Origin of the sequence: Pseudomonas sp. MWU12-2037, from assembly GCF_023242345.1 — a bacterium.
Taxonomy (GTDB): domain Bacteria; phylum Pseudomonadota; class Gammaproteobacteria; order Pseudomonadales; family Pseudomonadaceae; genus Aquipseudomonas; species Aquipseudomonas gingeri_D.
This window is the reverse complement of the sequence record NZ_JALLIZ010000001.1, coordinates 290,148-307,151: the sequence shown is the minus strand read 5'-3', so window position 1 is coordinate 307,151 and position 17,004 is coordinate 290,148. Positions and strand designations below refer to the sequence as shown.

The window sequence follows — 17,004 nt, the reverse complement described above, 5'->3', positions numbered from 1 at the left end:
CAATAGAAAAAGCCCCGACTAGTCGGGGCTTTTTTATGCCTGTCGGTTTTATACCTGCCGTTACTGACGCACCAGACGCTGGTTCTGGAACGCAGCCGCTTCGGTACTGCGATACGGATTGATATCCAACCCGCCCCGTCGCACGTAGCGCGCATACACCGTCAATTTTTCCGGTTTCAACAGGCGTTGCAGGTCAAGGAAGATCCGCTCCACACACTGCTCGTGGAAGTCCGAGTGCTGGCGGAAACTCACCAGATACGCCAGCAGGCTCGCGTGATCCAGCGCCGCGCCGCGATACTCCACCACCACACTGCCCCAGTCCGGCTGGCTGGTCACCGGGCAATTGGACTTGAGCAAATGGCTGTGCACGCTCTCCTCGACAATCCGCGACGCATCGCAACGCAACAGTTCCGGACGCGGATGGGCGTAGTCACTGACACTGATCTCCAGGTCGTCGATGCACACACCCGGCAAAGCGACCACACCCTCGGCCTGCACCTCGCTCAAATGGCGGACCCGCACCCCCACCGGCTTGCCGGCAGCGGCCGACAGATCGGCACGCAGTACCGCTTCCAGACTGGCGGTATCAACGAACGGCGTCTGGTTCAGGGAGTTGAGGTACAGCTTGAAGGACTTGGATTCGATGATATTCGGCGAATCCGCCGGGATGCTGAACTCACCGATCGCCACCACCGGCTTGCCGGACGGCAACAACCAGGACAACTCGAAGCAGTTCCAGAAGTCCACGCCGACATACGGCAGGGTCTCGGCGCTCAGGCCCAGCTCGGCCCATTTGGCCGCCCGTGGAATCGGAAACAGCAAAGACGGGGTGTAGGTGGCGATGTACTCACTGGACTTGCCCAGTGGCGAATGTTCGGCGGCGGGATGCATGGCAAAAACCTGACTGAATAAACCCCGCCAGTCTATCGCAATTCACCCGCACGCACGAAAACCCTGGGCCCGGCCGGGCCACTTCAAGGCGCAACCTTCACCGTGCCGACCATTCCCGCCTGGTAATGCCCGGGAATATTGCAGGCAAATTGCAGGTTCCTGGCCTGGCTGAAGGTCCAGGTCAGTTCGGCGGTCTTGCCCGGCTCCACCAGCACACTGTTGGGGTCGTCATGCTTCATCCCGTGCCCCATGGCCCCGTGATCCATGCCCGTCATATTCATGCCGGTGGCGGTCAACTGGCCGCCCTGCTGCATCTTGAGCATCTCCTGCTGGTGCTCGGCATGGGCCGCCGCATGGCCCAGGTTGAATTCATGCAGCAGATGACCTTTATTGATCAGCACGAAACGCACGGTTTCACCCGCCATCACATCCAGTTCCTTGGCACTGAAGGCAATGTCGGTCATGGTCAATTCAACCGTACGGGTGGCCTTGCTCGGCGGCGCCGGCTGGCCGAAGTCGTAGCTCTCCGCGGGCGAGGCCAGGGCAGGCAGACTCAGGGCCAGCAAACCGGCCAGCAGCAAGCTGTTACGCAAAAACATAATCACACTCCAAGGGGATGGGCTCCAGGCTGTGTGAAACTGTAAGGCCCGCTCGCTGGCATTGAGCTGACCTTCAGATTACAACTTTGTCAGCTTGCCCCCCCGGCCAGCGAGTGCGCGGTATAACGTTCCTGTGTCATTAGCCATGAGTCATCCATGAAACTGCTGATCGTCGAAGACCAACCGAAAACCGGCCATTACTTGCGCCAGGGCCTGAACGAGGCCGGCTTCAACACCGAACTGGTGGCCGACGGCACCACCGGCCAGCATTTGGCGCTGACCGGCGACTACGCGCTGCTGATACTCGATGTCATGCTGCCCGGTCGCGATGGCTGGCAAATCCTCCAGGCCGTGCGCAGCGCCGGCCTGGATATTCCGGTGCTGTTCCTGACCGCCCGCGATGCCGTCGAGGACCGCGTCCACGGCCTGGAGCTGGGTGCCGACGACTACCTGGTCAAGCCGTTCGCCTTTTCCGAACTGCTGGCCCGGGTCCGCAGCCTGCTACGCCGGGGCAGCGCGGCCACCCAGGAAACCCACCTGCAACTGGCCGACCTGCGCCTGGACCTGATTCGTCGTCGGGTCGAACGGGCCGGACAGCGCATCGACCTGACCGCCAAGGAGTTCGCCCTGCTGGAACTGCTGCTGCGGCGCCAGGGCGAGGTCCTGCCCAAATCCCTGATCGCGTCCCAGGTCTGGGACATGAATTTCGACAGCGACACCAATGTCATCGAAGTGGCGATCCGCCGTCTGCGCTTGAAGGTCGACGACGCCCATCCGCACAAGCTGATCCATACCGTGCGCGGCATGGGTTATGTCCTTGAAGAGCGCAACGCCTGATGCGCCGCCTGTCCCTGGGCAGTCGCCTGGCCCTGTTGTTCGCCGCTTGCACCGCCGTGGTTTCGCTGAGCGCGGGCGTACTGTTCAACCGTGCCAGCGAGTCGCACTTCATCGAACTCGACCAGCAACTGCTCGACGCGCGCCTGGCGGCCTTGCGTGGCAGCCTGGCGGGCGTCGGGAACCGCGACGACTTTCAGCAGCGCCGCGACCGGCTGCCGGCCGAACTTAACCTGAGTCCGGACCTGGCCTTGCGGGTCAGCGGCGCCGATGGCCAGCGCTGGTTCAATGCAGCGAATGCCCTGCCCGGCGACCTGCCGACGCAAGCCGGGCTCACCAGCCTGCGAATCGAGGGCACCGCCTATCGGGTCTTCAATGCCCCGCTGGACCCGAGCAAGGCCGACTCACCGCAACTGACCCTGATCCTCGATATCACCCATCACCAGCATTTCCTGCAACGCATGCAGCACCTGATCTGGCTGACGGTCAGCCTTTCGGCCCTGGCCACCGCCCTGCTCGGCGCCTGGGCAGCGCGCAGTGGCTTGCGCCCCTTGCGGCGCATGAGTGAAGTGGCCGCCGGGGTTTCGGCCAGCTCGCTGACCCAGCGCCTGCCCGAGGAACAGATGCCGCCGGAACTGGCGGAGCTGGCGCAGTCGTTCAATGCCATGCTCGCGCGCCTGGATGACTCGTTCCAGCGACTCTCGGCGTTCTCCGCCGATATCGCCCACGAACTGCGTACGCCACTGTCGAACCTGCTGACCCACACCCAGGTCACCCTGACCCGGCCCCGGCCGCTGGAAGACTATCGCGAAGCCTTGCACAGCAACCTCGAGGAGCTGCAATGGATGGCGCAGCTGGTCAACGACATGCTCTACCTGGCCAAGGCCGACCACGGGCTGCTGACGCCCCGGCGTGAGGCGCTGGAGCTGGCCGATGAGGTGGATGCCCTGCTGGAGTTCTTTACCCCACTGGCGGAAGAGAATCGAGTGCGACTCAAGCGTGAAGGCCAGGCGAGTCTGGCGGGCGATCGCGGCATGCTGCGTCGGGCGTTGTCCAATCTGCTGGACAATGCCTTGCGCTTCACACCTGAGGGCGGCGAGATCGCGGTGAGGCTGGAGAATGTGCCGCAGGGCCTGCGGGTCAGCGTCGAGAATACGGGGGAAGGTATTGCCCCGGGATTGTTGCCGCAGCTGTTCGACCGTTTTTATCGGGCCGACCCGGCACGCCGTGAAGGCAGCAGTGAGCATGCAGGGTTGGGACTGGCGATTACCCAGTCGATCGTTAGGGCCCATGGTGGGCAGATTCGTTGTGAATCGGAGAGGGGCTGGACGCGGTTTGTGATCGAGTTGCCGTGCCAGGCTTGAGGGCCTCTTCGCGGGCAAGCCCTGCTCCTACAGTACGGTGGCGTACACAAGTTCTGTGAACGACGGAAAACTGTAGGAGCAGGGCTTGTCGGATCGCCGCACCGCCGCGAAGAGGCCATCCCCGACTACGAATATCTCAGGGCGTGAGCCGGCTCGATCTTCGCCGCTCGATACGCCGGGTACAAGGTCGCCAGGAAGCTCAGGACAAACCCGGCCGAACAGATCAACACCACATCCCCCGCCTGCAACTGCGACGGCAGGTTACTGACGAAATACACGTCGGAACTGAAGATATGCTGCCCACTGACCCGCTCGATCCAACCCACCATTTCACTGACATTCAGTGCTGCAATCACCCCCAGCACACCGCCGATCAAGGTCCCGACAATCCCGATCACCGTGCCCTGGACCATGAAGATCGCCATGATCTGCCGTGGCGTGGCGCCGATGGTGCGCAGGATCGCGATATCCGCGCCCTTGTCGTTCACCACCATGATCAGGGTCGCGATGATATTGAACGCCGCCACCGCGACGATCATCAGCAACAACAGGCCGATCATGGTCTTTTCCATCTTCATGGCACTGAACAGGCTGCCCTGGGTATGGGTCCAGTCATCGGCCTTGAAATCGCTGCCCAGGCCCGTGGCGATATCCGTGGACACTTGCGGCGCCGCATACAGGTCCTTCACCGCCAGCCGCACGCTCTGCACCTGGTTCGGCTGCCAGTGCTGGATATCCGCCGCGTCGCTCATATGGATCAGCGCCATGGAGCCATCCAGCTCCGCACCGACCTTGAACACCCCGACCACGTTCAGCCGTTGCAGGCGCGGGGTAATACCGCCGGGCTCGGTGCTGGGTTCCGGGACAATCAGGGTCAGCTTGTCGCCGACATTGACCCGGAAGCGCCGCGCGGTGATCTCACCGATCACCACCCCGAACTCACCCGGTTTCAGATCTTCCAGGCGCCCCTGGACAATATGCTGGGCCACAATCGACACCTTGCCTTCCTGGGCCGGGTCGACACCACTGATCTGGATCGGCTGCATCGAACCCTTGTAGGAAAGCATGCCGTCCATTTCGGTAAAGGGCACCGCCGCCGTCACTTCAGGATTCTTCAGCGCCGCGTCAGCCACCGGCTGCCAGTCGTCGATAGGCTTGACGCCAACGATGGTGGCGTGGGGCACCATACCGAGGATCCGCGAACTCATTTCCTTCTGGAAACCGTTCATCACCGACAGCACCACGATCATCGCCAGCACGCCCAGGGCGAGGCCGATCATCGAGGTCATCGAGATAAACGAGACAAAACGGTTGCGACGCTTGGCGCGGGTATAGCGCGTGCCGATGAAAATCGATAACGGTCTGAACATTCGCTGGCCACCGTAGAAAAATAATCGACCCGGCACCCGCGTCATTCAACGGGTGCAGGTCCTGGCGAATCAGATAGCGACGAGTTTGCCGTCTTCCAGGTGCAACACGCGATCCATCTGCCGGGCCAGGTTCATGTCGTGGGTCACCACCAGGAACGCTGTGCGCATCGAGGTGCTGAGTTCCAGCATCAAGTCCTGGATGCCCTGGGCGGTATGGTGGTCGAGGTTACCGGTGGGCTCGTCGAGCATCACCAACCCCGGCTTGTTCACCAGGGCCCGGGCAATCGCCACACGCTGGCGCTCGCCACCGGACAGCTCCGACGGCTTGTGCTCCAGGCGATGGCCGAGGCCGACCCGCTCCAGCAACGCCGTGGCGCGCTGACGGGCCTCGGGAATCGCGGTGCGCCCGATCAACAGCGGCATGCAGACGTTCTCCAGCGCGGTGAACTCGGGCAACAGATGGTGGAACTGGTAGACGAACCCCAGCGAGCGGTTGCGCAGCAGGCCACGGGCTTTCTCGCCCAGGGCGGAAAGCTCCTCGCCAGCCAGCCAGACGCTGCCCTGGGACGGTGTATCAAGACCGCCAAGCAGGTTGAGCAAGGTACTTTTGCCCGAACCCGAGCTGCCGACGATCGCCACCCGCTCACCGGCGTGCAGCTCCAGCTGCAGGCCCGACAGGACCACCACCGACTCCGGGCCTTCCTCGTAGGACTTGCCCAGGTCGCGGCAACTCAGCACTGCTTTTTCACTCATGCCCAACTCACTCATAACGTAGCGCCTCCGCAGGCTGGGTGCGCGCCGCACGCCAGGCTGGATACAGGGTGGCGAGAAAACTCAGGACCAGTGCCGCGCCGCAGACCATCAACACATCCTCGGCCATCAACTGGGACGGCAGGTAGTCGATGAAGTACACGTCGGCATTGAGAAACTTGTGCCCGATCAGGCGCTCCAGGGCAGCAATCGCGGCGCTGACGTTCAGCGCGGCGAGGATCCCGACCACCGCGCCGATCAGCGTACCGATCACCCCGATCACGGTGCCCTGGACCATGAAGATCGCCATGATCTGTCCCGGCGTGGAGCCCAGGGTGCGCAGGATGGCGATATCGCCCTTCTTGTCGTTCACCACCATCACCAGGGTCGAGATGATGTTGAACGCCGCCACCGCCACGATCAGCAGCAACAGCAGGCCGATCATGGCCTTTTCCATCTTGATCGCCTGGTACAGGTTGCCGTGGGTACGGGTCCAGTCACGGGCGTAGTAATGACCATCGCCCAACTGCTGGGCGATCTCCCAGGCCGTGCGTGGAGCCTGGAACAGGTCGTCGAACTTCAGCCGCAGGCCCTGGACCTGGTCCGGCTTCCAGCGATGCAGGCGCGCCAGGTCCTCGAGGTTGGTCACGCCCAGGTAACCGTCCAGCTCACCGGCACCGACATGGAAGATGCCGACCACGGTGAAGCGTTTCATCCGTGGAAACATCCCCGCCGGGGTCACCGTGACTTCCGGGGCGACGAAGGTCAGCTTGTCGCCGAGTCCGACGCCCAGCTTGGTCGCGGCCTTGTCGCCGATGACGATGCCGAAGCTGCCGGGGGTCAGCGCATCGAGTTGGCCCTGCTGCATGAACTGGTCAATGATCGAGACCTTGCGCTCCTGCGCCGGATCGATGGCATTGAGGATCACCTTCTGCACCTGGCCGTTGTTGGTCAACAGGCCCTGCATCTGGGTAAACGGCGCGACGGCCTCTACCTTCGGGTTCTTGAGGATCTTGTCGGCCAGTGCCGGCCAGTTGCTGATCGGCTCATCGGACTCGATGGTCGCGTGGGGCACCATGCCCAGCACGCGGGTGCGCATCTCATGATCGAAGCCGTTCATCACCGAGAGCACCACGATCATCACGACCACGCCAAGCGCGAGTCCGATCATCGAAGTCAGGGAAATGAAAGACACAAAATGATTGCGACGCTTTGCACGGGTATAACGCGTGCCGATAAATACGAAGAGTGGTCTGAACATGTCGGGGCTTGTTCGGAGGAAAAGAAGACGTCCTTGTGGCGAGGTAGGGTCAGCAGCTTTACACTCAGACCATCACCTCTGCCCTGGGTTCGCCATGTCGACATTAGATGAAGAAGATCGCCGCGAATACTACCGTATCGAGGACACGATCGCACTGGAAATCAGCCCCTTGTCCGCCCCCGAAGCGGCGAACAAGGAAGTGTTACAAGATGCTTCTCCGCTCTTCAACCTGCTGAGCGAACTGCACCTGAGCGAATTCGAGTCCCAGCACCTGCTGCGCCAGGTCAGCGAGCGTGACCGAAGCCTGACGGCCTTCCTCAAGGCCCAGAACAAGCGCATCGACCTGCTGAGCCAGGTGATGGCCTATTCGGTGCTAGGCGAGTTCGGCGAACCGCAACGGGTGACGCTTTCCGAAGGCGGCCTGGAGTTCGAACACCATATCGCTTATCCCGTCGGCAGCCACCTGGCGATCAAGATGGTGCTGATGCCCCAGGCGCTCGGGCTGTTGCTGCGGGCCAAGGTAACCCATTGCGCGCCCCGCCACTTCGGCACCTTCGACATCGGCACCGAGTTCGAAGCCTTGACCGATGCCCAGCGCCAGTTGCTGGCGCGGCATATCCTGCAGAAACAGGCGCAGGAGCGACGCCTGGCCCGGGAGCAGAGCGACCCCGAGGCCACCTGATCCCTGCGGCTGCAGCCAGCCTGCGGTCTTAACCTTGTAACCGTATTTTTTCTCCCTGAAGGAGCAGTCGTGACTCTGATTTATGGCCATCGTGGCGCCAAAGGTGAAGCACCGGAAAACACCCTGACCAGTTTCCAGGAATGCCTCAAGCACGGCGTGCGCCGTTGCGAGCTGGACCTGCACCTGTCCATGGACGGTGAACTGATGGTCATCCATGACCCGACCCTCAAGCGCACCACCGACCGCCGCGGCAAGGTGGTCGAACACTCCGCGGCCGAGCTGGTGACCTATGACGCGCGCCAGGGCGGTCCGGGCTGGATCAAGCCCTGCCCGATTCCACGCCTGGAAGAACTGTTCGAACAGTGCGATTTCGAGCACTGGCAACTGGAAGTCAAGAGTGCCTCGCGCACCCGGGCGGCGACCACCGTGCTGGCGATCCGCGAAATGGCCCAGCGTTTCGGCCTGCTGGACAAGGTCACCGTCACTTCCAGCTCCCGGGAAGTGCTCAAGGCCGCCCTGGAACTGACCCCGGACCTGTCACGCGGACTGGTAGCCGAATATGCCTGGCTCGACCCGTTGAAGGTCGCCCAGAGTTATGGCTGCGAGATTCTGGCGTTGAACTGGACACTCTGCACCCCGGAACGCCTGATCAAGGCCCAGCGTCAGGGTCTGCATGTGTCGGTGTGGACGGTCAACGAACCGGCGCTGATGCGCAGGCTCGCTGACTTCGGCGTCGATAGCCTGATTACAGACTTTCCCGGTTTGGCCACGGCCACACTTGGCAAAGGCTGAAATCGGTCTCCCCGGCCGGCTCAGGCCACCGGCCGGAGCCGCTCAAAAAAGCCGGTTGAGGCCATCGTACGCCGCTACCCGATAGGCTTCGGCCATGGTCGGGTAGTTGAAGGTGGTGTTGACGAAGTACTTCAGGGTGTTGTTCTCGCCCGGCTGGTTCATGATCGCCTGACCGATATGCACGATCTCCGACGCCTGGTAACCGAAGCAGTGCACGCCCAGGACTTCCAGGGTTTCCCGGTGGAACAGGATCTTCAGCATGCCTTGCGGCTCGCCGGCGATCTGCGCCCGGGCCATGCTCTTGAAGAACGCCTTGCCCACTTCGTAAGGCACCTTGGCCTTGGTCAGTTCATGCTCGTTCTTGCCGATCGAGCTGATCTCCGGGATGGTGTAGATCCCGGTCGGCACGTCGTTGACATAACGCCAGCTGCCGTTGTCGACAATGCTGCCCGCCGCCGAACGCCCCTGGTCGTGGGCGGCACTGGCCAGGCTCGGCCAGCCGATCACATCACCGGCGCCATAGATGTTCGGCACGCAGGTGCGATAGTTCTCGTCGACCTCGATCTGGCCACGGCTGTTGACCTTGACCCCGATGTTCTCCATGCCCAGCTTGTCGGTGTTGCCGGTCCGGCCGTTGCACCAGAGCAAGGCGTCGGCCTTGATCTTCTTGCCCGACTTCAGGTGCAGGATCACCCCGTTGTCCAGGCCTTCGACCCGGTCGTACTCTTCGTTGTGACGCACGGTGATGTTGTTGTTGCTGAAGTGGTAGCTCAGGGCCTGGGAAATTTCCGAATCCAGGAAGCTGAGCAACTGGTCGCGGTTGTCCACCAGTTCCACCAGCACGCCGAGACCACTGAAGATCGAGGCGTATTCACAACCGATCACCCCGGCACCGTAGATGATCAGCTTGCGCGGCGTGTGGCCGAGGCTGAGGATGGTGTCGCTATCGTAGATACGCGGGTGGTGGAAATCGATATCGGCCGGGCGATATGGACGCGAACCGGTGGCGATGATGATGTGCTTGGCCACCAGTTTCTCGACCACCCCGTTGGAGCAGACCACTTCGATGGTCTGCTCGTCGGCGAAGCTGCCGGTGCCGAAGAACAGGTCAACCCGGTTGCGGGCGTAGAAGCCGGTGCGCGAAGCGACCTGCTTGGAAATGACCTTCTCGGCGCTTTTCAGCACGTCCGGGAAGGAAAACCAGCGCGGTTCACCAATGGCCCGGAACATCGGGTTGGTGTTGAACTGCATGATCTGCCGGACCGAGTGACGCAAGGCCTTGGACGGGATGGTCCCCAGGTGGGTGCAGTTACCGCCGACCTGGCGACGGCTGTCGACCATCGCCACCTTGCGCCCCGCTTTCGCGGCGTTCATTGCCGCGCCTTCACCAGCAGGGCCGGAACCCAGTACCACTACGTCGTAGTTGTAGACAGCCATGCGTACTCCTCAGAACAGGCCGAGGCACCCCTCTGGCACCTGCGGCTAAATCATGTCGCGGCCAGCGACATGAAGGATCAAATCTCGGTGTGCAGTCTATAGAAGCTTCAACGCCGCGCACATTAACCCTTGGTCGCGTCGTAGGCCAGCTTTGCCTGCACTACATGTTATGCCCGTCACCCTTGGCCAGGCGCTCGAACGCCTGATTTGTCCGTGTGACGAAACCTGTATCGGCACGCATCACAAAAAATGCGGCAATCATGTGTTTTTCCGCGTAATCCCAGCCACGCTCGGGCCCCAGTATCAGCAACAGCGTCGAAAAACCGTCGGCCATCAACGTCGACGGGTGAATCACCGTGACCGATGCCAGGTTGTGGGTAATCGGCGCGCCGGTCAGGGCATCGAAGGTGTGGGAATAACGCTTGCCGTCCTGTTCGAAATAATTACGGTAATCGCCCGACGTGGAAACGCCATAACCGTCGAGGGCGATGATCCGCTGCGCCACCTGCTCGTCATCCCGTGGCACCTCCAGGGCGATCCGCCAGGGACTGCCATCGGGCTTTTTGCCGACGGCCTTCAACTCGCCAGTGGCTTCGGCGAGAAAACTGTCCAAACCAAGTGCCTGCAAGCGCGCGACGATACGATCCACCGTATAGCCCGCCGCGATGCTGTTGAAGTCCACCTCCACGGCGGCATCCTTGCACAGCTGGTCGCCGTCAATCCGCAGATACCGGTGGCCGACACGCTGACGCACCTCGGCCAACCGTGCCGCGTCCGGCACCTTTTCCTCGCGCCCCTGCGGACCGAAGCCCCAGAGGTTCATCAAAGGCTCGACCGTCAGGTCGTAGGCACCGTCGCTGTCCAGCGACAACTGTTCACCGACGCGGACCAGTTCCAGAATAGAAGAGGGCATGACCTGGCAACTGTGGGCCGGTAGCTCGTTGAAGCGCTCGATATCCGAGTCGCCACGATAGGTCGACATCTGCCGGTCGACCTCGGCCAGGATCGCCTCGACCGCGGGCTTGACCTCGGCGACCGCCGGGCCGCCGGCATGCCGGACGTACTGGATCGAATAGGTGCTGCCCATGGTCGGGCCACCAAACTGCTCCAGCGAATCTGCGTTACCGCAACCGCCGAGCAGGACAAAAACACCGCTCAGCACCAGGGCGGGTAACAAAGGCATGGCAGGCTGTGGATTTGACATAGTCTGTAGAAAGGCCCTTTTCGAGGTTGACCATTATGCGTCAGATAGCCGCCTGCCTATTACTGATCTTCAGCTCGCTGACCTGGGCCGGTCCCGCCGAACGCCTGAAGGAAGCGCATTTCCCCAGCCAATGGCACAACGGCAGCGAAACCCTCGAACTCAAGGGGCAAAGCGTCCTCACCTACCTCTGGGCCGACGTCTATGCCGCCGCGCTGTATAGCCCCCCCGGCATCAGCGCCCGCCAGGCCGTCACCGAACTGCGCGACCTGCGCCTGGAGCTCTATTACTTTCGCGACATCGACCGAAGCGATGTCATCAAGGCCGCCACCGCCACCCTGCAACGCCAGCAAACAGTCGCTACCCTGGTCCGCCTGCAAGGCGAACTGGACAGCCTGCACCAGAGTTTCAAGGACATTCAGCGCGGTGATCGCTATGCACTCGACTACCGAGTCGGACAAGGGCTGAACCTGGAGCGCAACGGCCAGGTGATCTTCAGCAGTCGCGATCCGGAACTGGCCAGGGCGTACTTCGGTATCTGGCTGGCCCCGCAAGGCCTGTCGGATCCGTTACGGGAAACACTGTTGGCACAAAACCACGGCTGAAGCCGTCTAGATCAAGGGTTGTGCCACTTAGCCAGTAGCCTAGGTTTTTTGTTGCCTGATGACTCTAATACACATATCGTTACATAACTGTACTGCCAGCGTGCGTATGCCTGAAAGGTTCAGTAAGGACGAGCAAAGACGATGGATTGCTTATAAGACAGACAAAGAGAGTAAATAACATGGCCTCGAATACGGGCAAGGGCAAGGCGATTTTTCGCGTTGTCAGCGGCAATTTCCTTGAGATGTTCGACTTCATGGTTTACGGCTTTTATGCCACGGCCATCGCTAAAACCTTCTTTCCTGCCGACAGCGCATTTGCATCCCTGATGCTCTCGCTCGCCACCTTTGGTGCCGGCTTCCTGATGCGCCCGCTGGGTGCAATTTTCCTCGGCGCCTACATTGACCGCCATGGCCGTCGCCAAGGCCTGATCATCACCCTGGCGCTGATGGCGGCGGGCACGGTGCTGATTGCCTGCGTACCCGGCTATGCGACCCTGGGCGTTGCGGCACCGCTGCTGGTCCTGCTCGGTCGCTTGCTGCAGGGCTTCTCCGCCGGCGTGGAACTGGGCGGCGTCTCGGTCTACCTGGCCGAGATCTCGACCCCGGGCCGCAAGGGCTTTTTCGTCAGTTGGCAGTCCGCCAGCCAACAGGCCGCGGTGGTTTTCGCCGGCTTGCTGGGTGTGGGCCTCAACCACTGGCTGAGCCCAGAACAAATGGGTGACTGGGGCTGGCGCGTGCCGTTCCTGGTGGGCTGCATGATCGTTCCGGCAATCTTCCTCATCCGTCGCTCGCTGGAAGAAACACCTGAGTTCCAGGCACGCAAACATCGTCCGAGCCTGTCGGAAGTGATGCGTTCAATCGGTCAGAATTTCGGCCTGGTGCTGGCGGGCACGGCACTGGTGATCATGACCACCGTGTCCTTCTACCTGATCACCGCCTACACCCCGACTTTCGGCAAGTCAGAGCTGCACCTGTCGGACTTCGATGCCCTGCTGGTGACCGTCTGCGTCGGCCTGTCGAATTTCTTCTGGCTGCCGGTGATGGGTGCGCTGTCCGACAAGATCGGGCGCAAACCGTTGCTGCTGGCGGCGACCATCCTGGCGATCCTCACCGCGTATCCAGTGCTGTCCTGGCTGGTGTCGGCGCCAAGCTTCAGTCACCTGCTGATCGCCTTGCTGTGGCTGTCGTTCCTCTACGGCTCCTACAACGGTGCCATGGTGGTGGCCCTGACCGAGATCATGCCGGTCGAAGTGCGGACCACCGGTTTCTCCCTGGCCTACAGCCTGGCGACGGCGACCTTCGGCGGCTTTACCCCGGCGGTCTGTACCTATCTGATCCACGTGCTGGACAACAAGGCGGCACCGGGCATCTGGCTCAGTGCCGCGGCAATACTGGGGTTGATTGCGACCCTGGTACTGTTCCGTGGCAACAAGCATGAACTGCGCACGGCGCAGATGGCTGTGTCCAGCCGCGGCTGAGCAGACGCCTTCACCCGCCAGCAAACGCCCGCAATGCCGGCGCTTGCTGGTCACCTCGCGCGCAGCACGGACGTTGCGCGGCGGTTTGCCAAGGGCTCCCCGCCCATCACGGCCCCGGCCTTGACCGTTCGGCCACACGCGACTCACCGGCAACCTTCAACGACTGGCTCCACCCCCCTCCCAGGGCCTTGTACAGGTTCACCTGATTGATCTCCCTGGCCAGCTCCAGCTGCGACCATTTCTGCTGCGCCTCGAACAGCGAGCGATGGGCATCCATCGTCGAGAAGTAGCTGTCCATCCCCGCCTCGAAACGCAATCGCGACTGTCGATAGGCCTCCTGGTAGTCCTCCACCAGGCGCTTCTGCGCCGCCACCTGGGTGAGCATCTCCTGGCGGGCATTGAGCGCATCGGCCGCTTCGCGAAAGGCATTCTGCACCGTCGCCTCATAGGCCGCGGCCCGGCCATCGAATCGTGCATGCGCGCCATCCACCTGAGCCCGTCGGGCACCGCCATCGATCAGGGTCAGGGAGCCGCTCAGGGCGGTCGACCAGAACTGCGCCGGGGCGCTGAGCAAGCGGGAAAAGTCGCCGCTCAGGCTACCCAGCGCCGACGTCAGGGAAAAGGTCGGGAAGTAAGCGCTACGCGCCGCGCCGATATCCGCATTGGCCGCGCGCAGCAAGGCTTCGGCCGCCATGATGTCGGGGCGTCGGGTCATCAGCGAAGAAGGCAGCCCGGCCGGCACATCGGCGGTGGCCAGGGACTCGCCCAACACCCCACTGGGCAAGAGGGCCGGTGGCACCGGCTGACCGACCAGTACCCGCAGTGCATTCATGTTCTGCGCCACCTGCATGCGATAGGTGTTGATCTGCACCGCCGCGGTATTGGTTTGCGCATCGGCCTGATGCACATCGATCTGCGCACTGGAGCCCAGGTTGTAGCTCTTGCGCAGCAACTGCCCGTAGTGGTTCTGGGTCTCGTAGGTGGTCTGGGCGAGATCCAGCAGGTTCTGGCTGGCCTTGAGGCTCAACCAGGTACTGGCGACCTCGCCGATCAGCGCCAGCCGAGCCGTCTGATAGTCCGCTTCGGAAGCTTCGAAGCGAGCGCCGGCGGCGCTTCTCTGGCTACGTATGCGCCCGAACAGATCCAGTTCGTAGGAGGTGAAACCGGCTGTCGCCTGAAAGGTATTGGCGATACTGCCCGCGCTGTCCCCACCGCCCGGCGTGCGCACCAGCGGCGGCAACTTGCTGCGCCCGGCATAGGTATCGATGCCGATCGTGGGGAACAACGCCGACTCTGCACCGGCATAACCGGCCCGGGCTTCTTCCACGCTGGCGGCGAACTGGCGCAGGCCGCGATTGTTCTCCAGCGCCAGCTCGATCAGGGTCCGCAGCCGCGGATCGACGATAAACCCATGCCAATCGTGATCGAACGCCTCCCTGGCCGTACAACAGGCGCCTGCCGAACTGGCCGGCCACTGCTGGTCGATCGGCGCATCGGGCTTTTCATAGGGCGGGTCCAGCGAACAGGCGCTGAGCAGGAACAGGGACATCAGGCAAGTCGAAGGTACACAACGGTTCATGATCCACCTCTATCAACGCAGGCCCAACCAGGCTCGCAAGGGTGAAACCAGGGCATCCCACAGGCCGCCACGGGCCCCGGCCACCCGCGACAGGGGCTGTTTGCGCAATCGCGGCGCAGCCGGTCGATAACTCGGTAGCGCGTCATGGGACGGCTCCCGGGATGGCCGGGAGAACGACGGCAGCGAACGACGCTCCCCCAGCAACGAACGGCGCAGCAGGGTGCCAAAGGCCATGGCCGGCTCGGCCTTGCTCGCCACATTGACGCTGGCATCACTGAACAACCGGGCGATAAGGCGCTGGCGCAGCCCCTCCTCGAGGTCGACAAAACGCAACCCCAGACGATCGTTGCCCTGGTTGCGCATGACCTCCACGGCGAGCCAACCGAGCGAGGGGATCCATAAGTGCCCGCGCGCACCGGGCTTGATCAAGTCGGCAACGGCACAAGACAAGCACACCCCGCTGACCGAAATATCCACCAGACGCCCCGCAAAGGTTTTCGTCCCCAGTCTCAAGCCAGTGGCTTCATCAAAGGGAAAGCGCTCTTCGCCATGCAGGCGAGGCCGGTCAACGCAGGCCACCAGCGTCGCCAGGTTGTAGATCAGCGCGACCACGGTCCAGCACAGGTTGAACAGCATGTTGCCGTCAAAGGCCGCGGCCGTGGCAATGGCGGTGAACGCGCCCACCTGGGAGAACAGGATCAATGCCAGAAAGAACCCGAACAGCTTCCAGTGGATCAGGGTGCGGGTGCGATCGAGCCCCTTGGCGGTCACCTTGAAGGGGCGGCCGAACGGCCGAATCATTGCACTGGCAATCGTCGCGGTGACCGCCAGGGCCGCGACGATCTGCGTGACCTCGGTGAACACCGGCAGGGTTCGGCGTGCCGTGACCCAGGTGCCATAGCCCCAGAAAGCGATCAGTGCCGGCATGCCGAAAGCCAGGAAATCCAAGGGCTTGGCATAGAACCCGGCAATGCCGAAGTACCAGTAGAGCACCGGTGAGACCAGCAGCATCAGGATGAAGGGTTTGGAGAACCAGTGCATCAGGCCATGCAGGTAGTGCACTCGATCATTGAAACTGTAGCCACGGCCACGCAGCGGCCCCTCCTTCAACAGCGCGACCTGAAGGGTTCCCAGGCACCAGCGCGCACGCTGGTTGATGTACTCGGTCAGCCCCTCGGCCGACAAACCGATGGACAGTCGCTCGTTGAGCCAGCGGGTCACATAGCCTTGTTGCAGCAGGCGGCAGGTGGTGTAGATGTCCTCGCAGACCGAGCCGGTGGGAAAACCGCCGATGCGGGTAATCAGGTCACGCCGCACCACAAAGGAGGTGCCCACGCAGAACGCCGCGTCCCAGCCATCCTTGGCCGGCTGGAAAACATCGAAGAAGACTCGCTGCTCGTCCACCCAGCAATCGGACGAGCCGAGATTGTGCTGGATCGGATCCGGGTTGTAGTAGAACTGCGGTGTCTGCACCAGGCCTACCCGTGGGTCCTCGAACAATCCCAGGATCCGCATCAGGATCGGTTGCTGGGCAGCGAAATCGGCGTCCAGCACCAGAATGTACGGCGCATTGCTGCTGGCGGCCGACTGGCGCAATCCGTTGTTCAGATTGCCGGCCTTGGCGTGGGTATTGTCCGCACGCCGGGCATATTGCACCCCGGCCTCGGCGCAATAGTCACGCAACCAGTCACGCCGGGTATCGTCCAGCACCCAGACAGTGAAGTTGGGGTAATCGATGGCCTGGGCGGCAAGAATGGTTTTCTCCAGGATCTCCAGGCCTTCGTTGTAGGTGGCGATAAACACATCCACCGCCGGCACGTCGCGCCCGGCCGCCCGCAAGCGACGCTCGCCGGCATCGGCGCTGGCCCGGTGATCGCTGCGACCGAGCAGGACGATAATGGAAAACAGCGTGTAACCGATGGCCATCAGCTCGAAAAACAGAAAGGCATAGGCCCATACCGTGGCAAATCCGCCATGCCCGTCGGGCAAGGTGTCGCGGATACGCCAGGCGGCATAATTGATCAGCAACACCGCAGTGATCGCACCAAAACCGGCTCGGGCAGCCCATTGCTCACGCCGGGTCAGGCAACTGAAAAGAATGACCACGGCCAGGGTCCAGAAATTGATTTGCATAAGATGCAACGAGTCCAGTACCTGCATA

The 17,004-nt window shown here is 62.3% G+C and carries 15 protein-coding genes; 6 read left to right on the top strand and 9 right to left on the bottom strand.

Annotation, left to right across the window (positions count from 1 at the left end):
• Positions 1 to 60 precede the first annotated feature (60 nt).
• Both queF and M5B42_RS01355 read right to left on the bottom strand, forming a co-directional pair.
• Complete coding sequence (gene queF, locus M5B42_RS01360) at positions 61 to 891, bottom strand: NADPH-dependent 7-cyano-7-deazaguanine reductase QueF (RefSeq protein WP_103499477.1); 831 nt, start codon at positions 889 to 891, stop codon at positions 61 to 63.
• Between the two features lie 83 nt (positions 892 to 974).
• Positions 975 to 1,490, bottom strand: a complete 516-nt coding sequence (locus M5B42_RS01355) for a cupredoxin family protein (protein WP_248744811.1) — start codon at positions 1,488 to 1,490, stop codon at positions 975 to 977.
• Positions 1,491 to 1,646: 156 nt separating this feature from the next.
• On the opposite strand from M5B42_RS01355, the gene M5B42_RS01350 reads away from it, so the two are divergent.
• Entirely contained in the window at positions 1,647 to 2,327 is a 681-nt protein-coding gene (locus M5B42_RS01350; RefSeq protein ID WP_103499479.1) for a heavy metal response regulator transcription factor, read from the top strand.
• The gene (locus M5B42_RS01345) at positions 2,327 to 3,688 is read left to right on the top strand and encodes a heavy metal sensor histidine kinase (RefSeq protein WP_283099649.1); all 1,362 of its coding nucleotides are present in this window, start codon (positions 2,327 to 2,329) and stop codon (positions 3,686 to 3,688) included. The genes M5B42_RS01350 and M5B42_RS01345 overlap by 1 nt, the downstream gene beginning before the upstream one ends.
• A 125-nt stretch (positions 3,689 to 3,813) precedes the next feature.
• Here the strand turns inward: M5B42_RS01345 and M5B42_RS01340 are convergent, their stop codons facing one another.
• From M5B42_RS01340 to M5B42_RS01330, 3 genes are all read right to left on the bottom strand, one after another.
• Positions 3,814 to 5,058, bottom strand: coding sequence for a lipoprotein-releasing ABC transporter permease subunit (locus M5B42_RS01340; protein WP_103498399.1), 1,245 nt, complete (start codon positions 5,056 to 5,058; stop codon positions 3,814 to 3,816).
• Positions 5,059 to 5,127: 69 nt separating this feature from the next.
• Positions 5,128 to 5,811 carry a lipoprotein-releasing ABC transporter ATP-binding protein LolD gene (gene lolD, locus M5B42_RS01335; protein WP_177102479.1) on the bottom strand — a complete coding sequence of 228 codons (684 nt, stop codon included), beginning with the start codon at positions 5,809 to 5,811 and terminating at the stop codon, positions 5,128 to 5,130.
• A 7-nt stretch (positions 5,812 to 5,818) separates the two neighbouring features.
• A complete protein-coding gene (locus M5B42_RS01330; protein WP_103498397.1) occupies positions 5,819 to 7,069 on the bottom strand; it encodes a lipoprotein-releasing ABC transporter permease subunit in 1,251 nt (416 codons plus the stop codon).
• Positions 7,070 to 7,163: 94 nt separating this feature from the next.
• Between M5B42_RS01330 and M5B42_RS01325 the strand changes: the two genes are divergently transcribed.
• The gene (locus tag M5B42_RS01325) at positions 7,164 to 7,751 is read left to right on the top strand and encodes a PilZ domain-containing protein (protein ID WP_103498396.1); all 588 of its coding nucleotides are present in this window, start codon (positions 7,164 to 7,166) and stop codon (positions 7,749 to 7,751) included.
• 69 nt (positions 7,752 to 7,820) lie between these two features.
• The gene (locus tag M5B42_RS01320) at positions 7,821 to 8,543 is read left to right on the top strand and encodes a glycerophosphodiester phosphodiesterase family protein (RefSeq protein ID WP_100939189.1); all 723 of its coding nucleotides are present in this window, start codon (positions 7,821 to 7,823) and stop codon (positions 8,541 to 8,543) included.
• Positions 8,544 to 8,585: 42 nt separating this feature from the next.
• On the opposite strand, the gene sthA is transcribed toward M5B42_RS01320, so the two are convergent.
• Together sthA and M5B42_RS01310 are read right to left on the bottom strand one after the other, a co-directional pair.
• Complete coding sequence (gene sthA, locus M5B42_RS01315) at positions 8,586 to 9,980, bottom strand: Si-specific NAD(P)(+) transhydrogenase (protein WP_103498395.1); 1,395 nt, start codon at positions 9,978 to 9,980, stop codon at positions 8,586 to 8,588.
• A gap of 160 nt (positions 9,981 to 10,140) precedes the next feature.
• The gene (locus M5B42_RS01310; protein WP_247263000.1) at positions 10,141 to 11,163 is read right to left on the bottom strand and encodes an FAD:protein FMN transferase; all 1,023 of its coding nucleotides are present in this window, start codon (positions 11,161 to 11,163) and stop codon (positions 10,141 to 10,143) included.
• A 56-nt stretch (positions 11,164 to 11,219) separates the two neighbouring features.
• Here M5B42_RS01310 and M5B42_RS01305 point away from each other — a divergent pair, with 56 nt between their 5' ends.
• Positions 11,220 to 11,786 carry a chalcone isomerase family protein gene (locus M5B42_RS01305; RefSeq protein WP_177102481.1) on the top strand — a complete coding sequence of 189 codons (567 nt, stop codon included), beginning with the start codon at positions 11,220 to 11,222 and terminating at the stop codon, positions 11,784 to 11,786.
• A gap of 179 nt (positions 11,787 to 11,965) precedes the next feature.
• On the top strand, positions 11,966 to 13,264 hold the full coding sequence (locus M5B42_RS01300; RefSeq protein ID WP_152737324.1) for an MFS transporter: 1,299 nt from the start codon (positions 11,966 to 11,968) through the stop codon (positions 13,262 to 13,264).
• Between the two features lie 106 nt (positions 13,265 to 13,370).
• Here the strand turns inward: M5B42_RS01300 and M5B42_RS01295 are convergent, their stop codons facing one another.
• Together M5B42_RS01295 and M5B42_RS01290 are read right to left on the bottom strand one after the other, a co-directional pair.
• Positions 13,371 to 14,843 carry an efflux transporter outer membrane subunit gene (locus tag M5B42_RS01295; RefSeq protein WP_103496739.1) on the bottom strand — a complete coding sequence of 491 codons (1,473 nt, stop codon included), beginning with the start codon at positions 14,841 to 14,843 and terminating at the stop codon, positions 13,371 to 13,373.
• Positions 14,844 to 14,855: 12 nt separating this feature from the next.
• Positions 14,856 to 17,003: a glycosyltransferase family 2 protein gene (locus M5B42_RS01290; protein WP_248744810.1), complete on the bottom strand. Its 2,148-nt coding sequence runs from the start codon at positions 17,001 to 17,003 to the stop codon at positions 14,856 to 14,858.
• Position 17,004: the final 1 nt, after the last annotated feature.

Bases quoted from the DNA above. Each gene is read 5' to 3' on its own strand.
- M5B42_RS01355 (WP_248744811.1), bottom strand. From the start codon at position 1,490: ATGTTTTTGCGTAACAGCTTGCTGCTGGCCGGTTTGCTGGCCCTGAGT.
- M5B42_RS01290 (WP_248744810.1), bottom strand. From the start codon at position 17,003: ATGCAGGTACTGGACTCGTTGCATCTTATGCAAATCAATTTCTGGACC.
- sthA (WP_103498395.1), bottom strand. From the start codon at position 9,980: ATGGCTGTCTACAACTACGACGTAGTGGTACTGGGTTCCGGCCCTGCT.
- M5B42_RS01295 (WP_103496739.1), bottom strand. From the start codon at position 14,843: ATGAACCGTTGTGTACCTTCGACTTGCCTGATGTCCCTGTTCCTGCTC.
- M5B42_RS01340 (WP_103498399.1), bottom strand. From the start codon at position 5,058: ATGTTCAGACCGTTATCGATTTTCATCGGCACGCGCTATACCCGCGCC.
- M5B42_RS01310 (WP_247263000.1), bottom strand. From the start codon at position 11,163: ATGCCTTTGTTACCCGCCCTGGTGCTGAGCGGTGTTTTTGTCCTGCTC.
- M5B42_RS01350 (WP_103499479.1), top strand. From the start codon at position 1,647: ATGAAACTGCTGATCGTCGAAGACCAACCGAAAACCGGCCATTACTTG.
- M5B42_RS01300 (WP_152737324.1), top strand. From the start codon at position 11,966: ATGGCCTCGAATACGGGCAAGGGCAAGGCGATTTTTCGCGTTGTCAGC.
- M5B42_RS01325 (WP_103498396.1), top strand. From the start codon at position 7,164: ATGTCGACATTAGATGAAGAAGATCGCCGCGAATACTACCGTATCGAG.
- queF (WP_103499477.1), bottom strand. From the start codon at position 891: ATGCATCCCGCCGCCGAACATTCGCCACTGGGCAAGTCCAGTGAGTAC.
- M5B42_RS01305 (WP_177102481.1), top strand. From the start codon at position 11,220: ATGCGTCAGATAGCCGCCTGCCTATTACTGATCTTCAGCTCGCTGACC.
- M5B42_RS01345 (WP_283099649.1), top strand. From the start codon at position 2,327: ATGCGCCGCCTGTCCCTGGGCAGTCGCCTGGCCCTGTTGTTCGCCGCT.
- M5B42_RS01330 (WP_103498397.1), bottom strand. From the start codon at position 7,069: ATGTTCAGACCACTCTTCGTATTTATCGGCACGCGTTATACCCGTGCA.
- lolD (WP_177102479.1), bottom strand. From the start codon at position 5,811: ATGAGTGAAAAAGCAGTGCTGAGTTGCCGCGACCTGGGCAAGTCCTAC.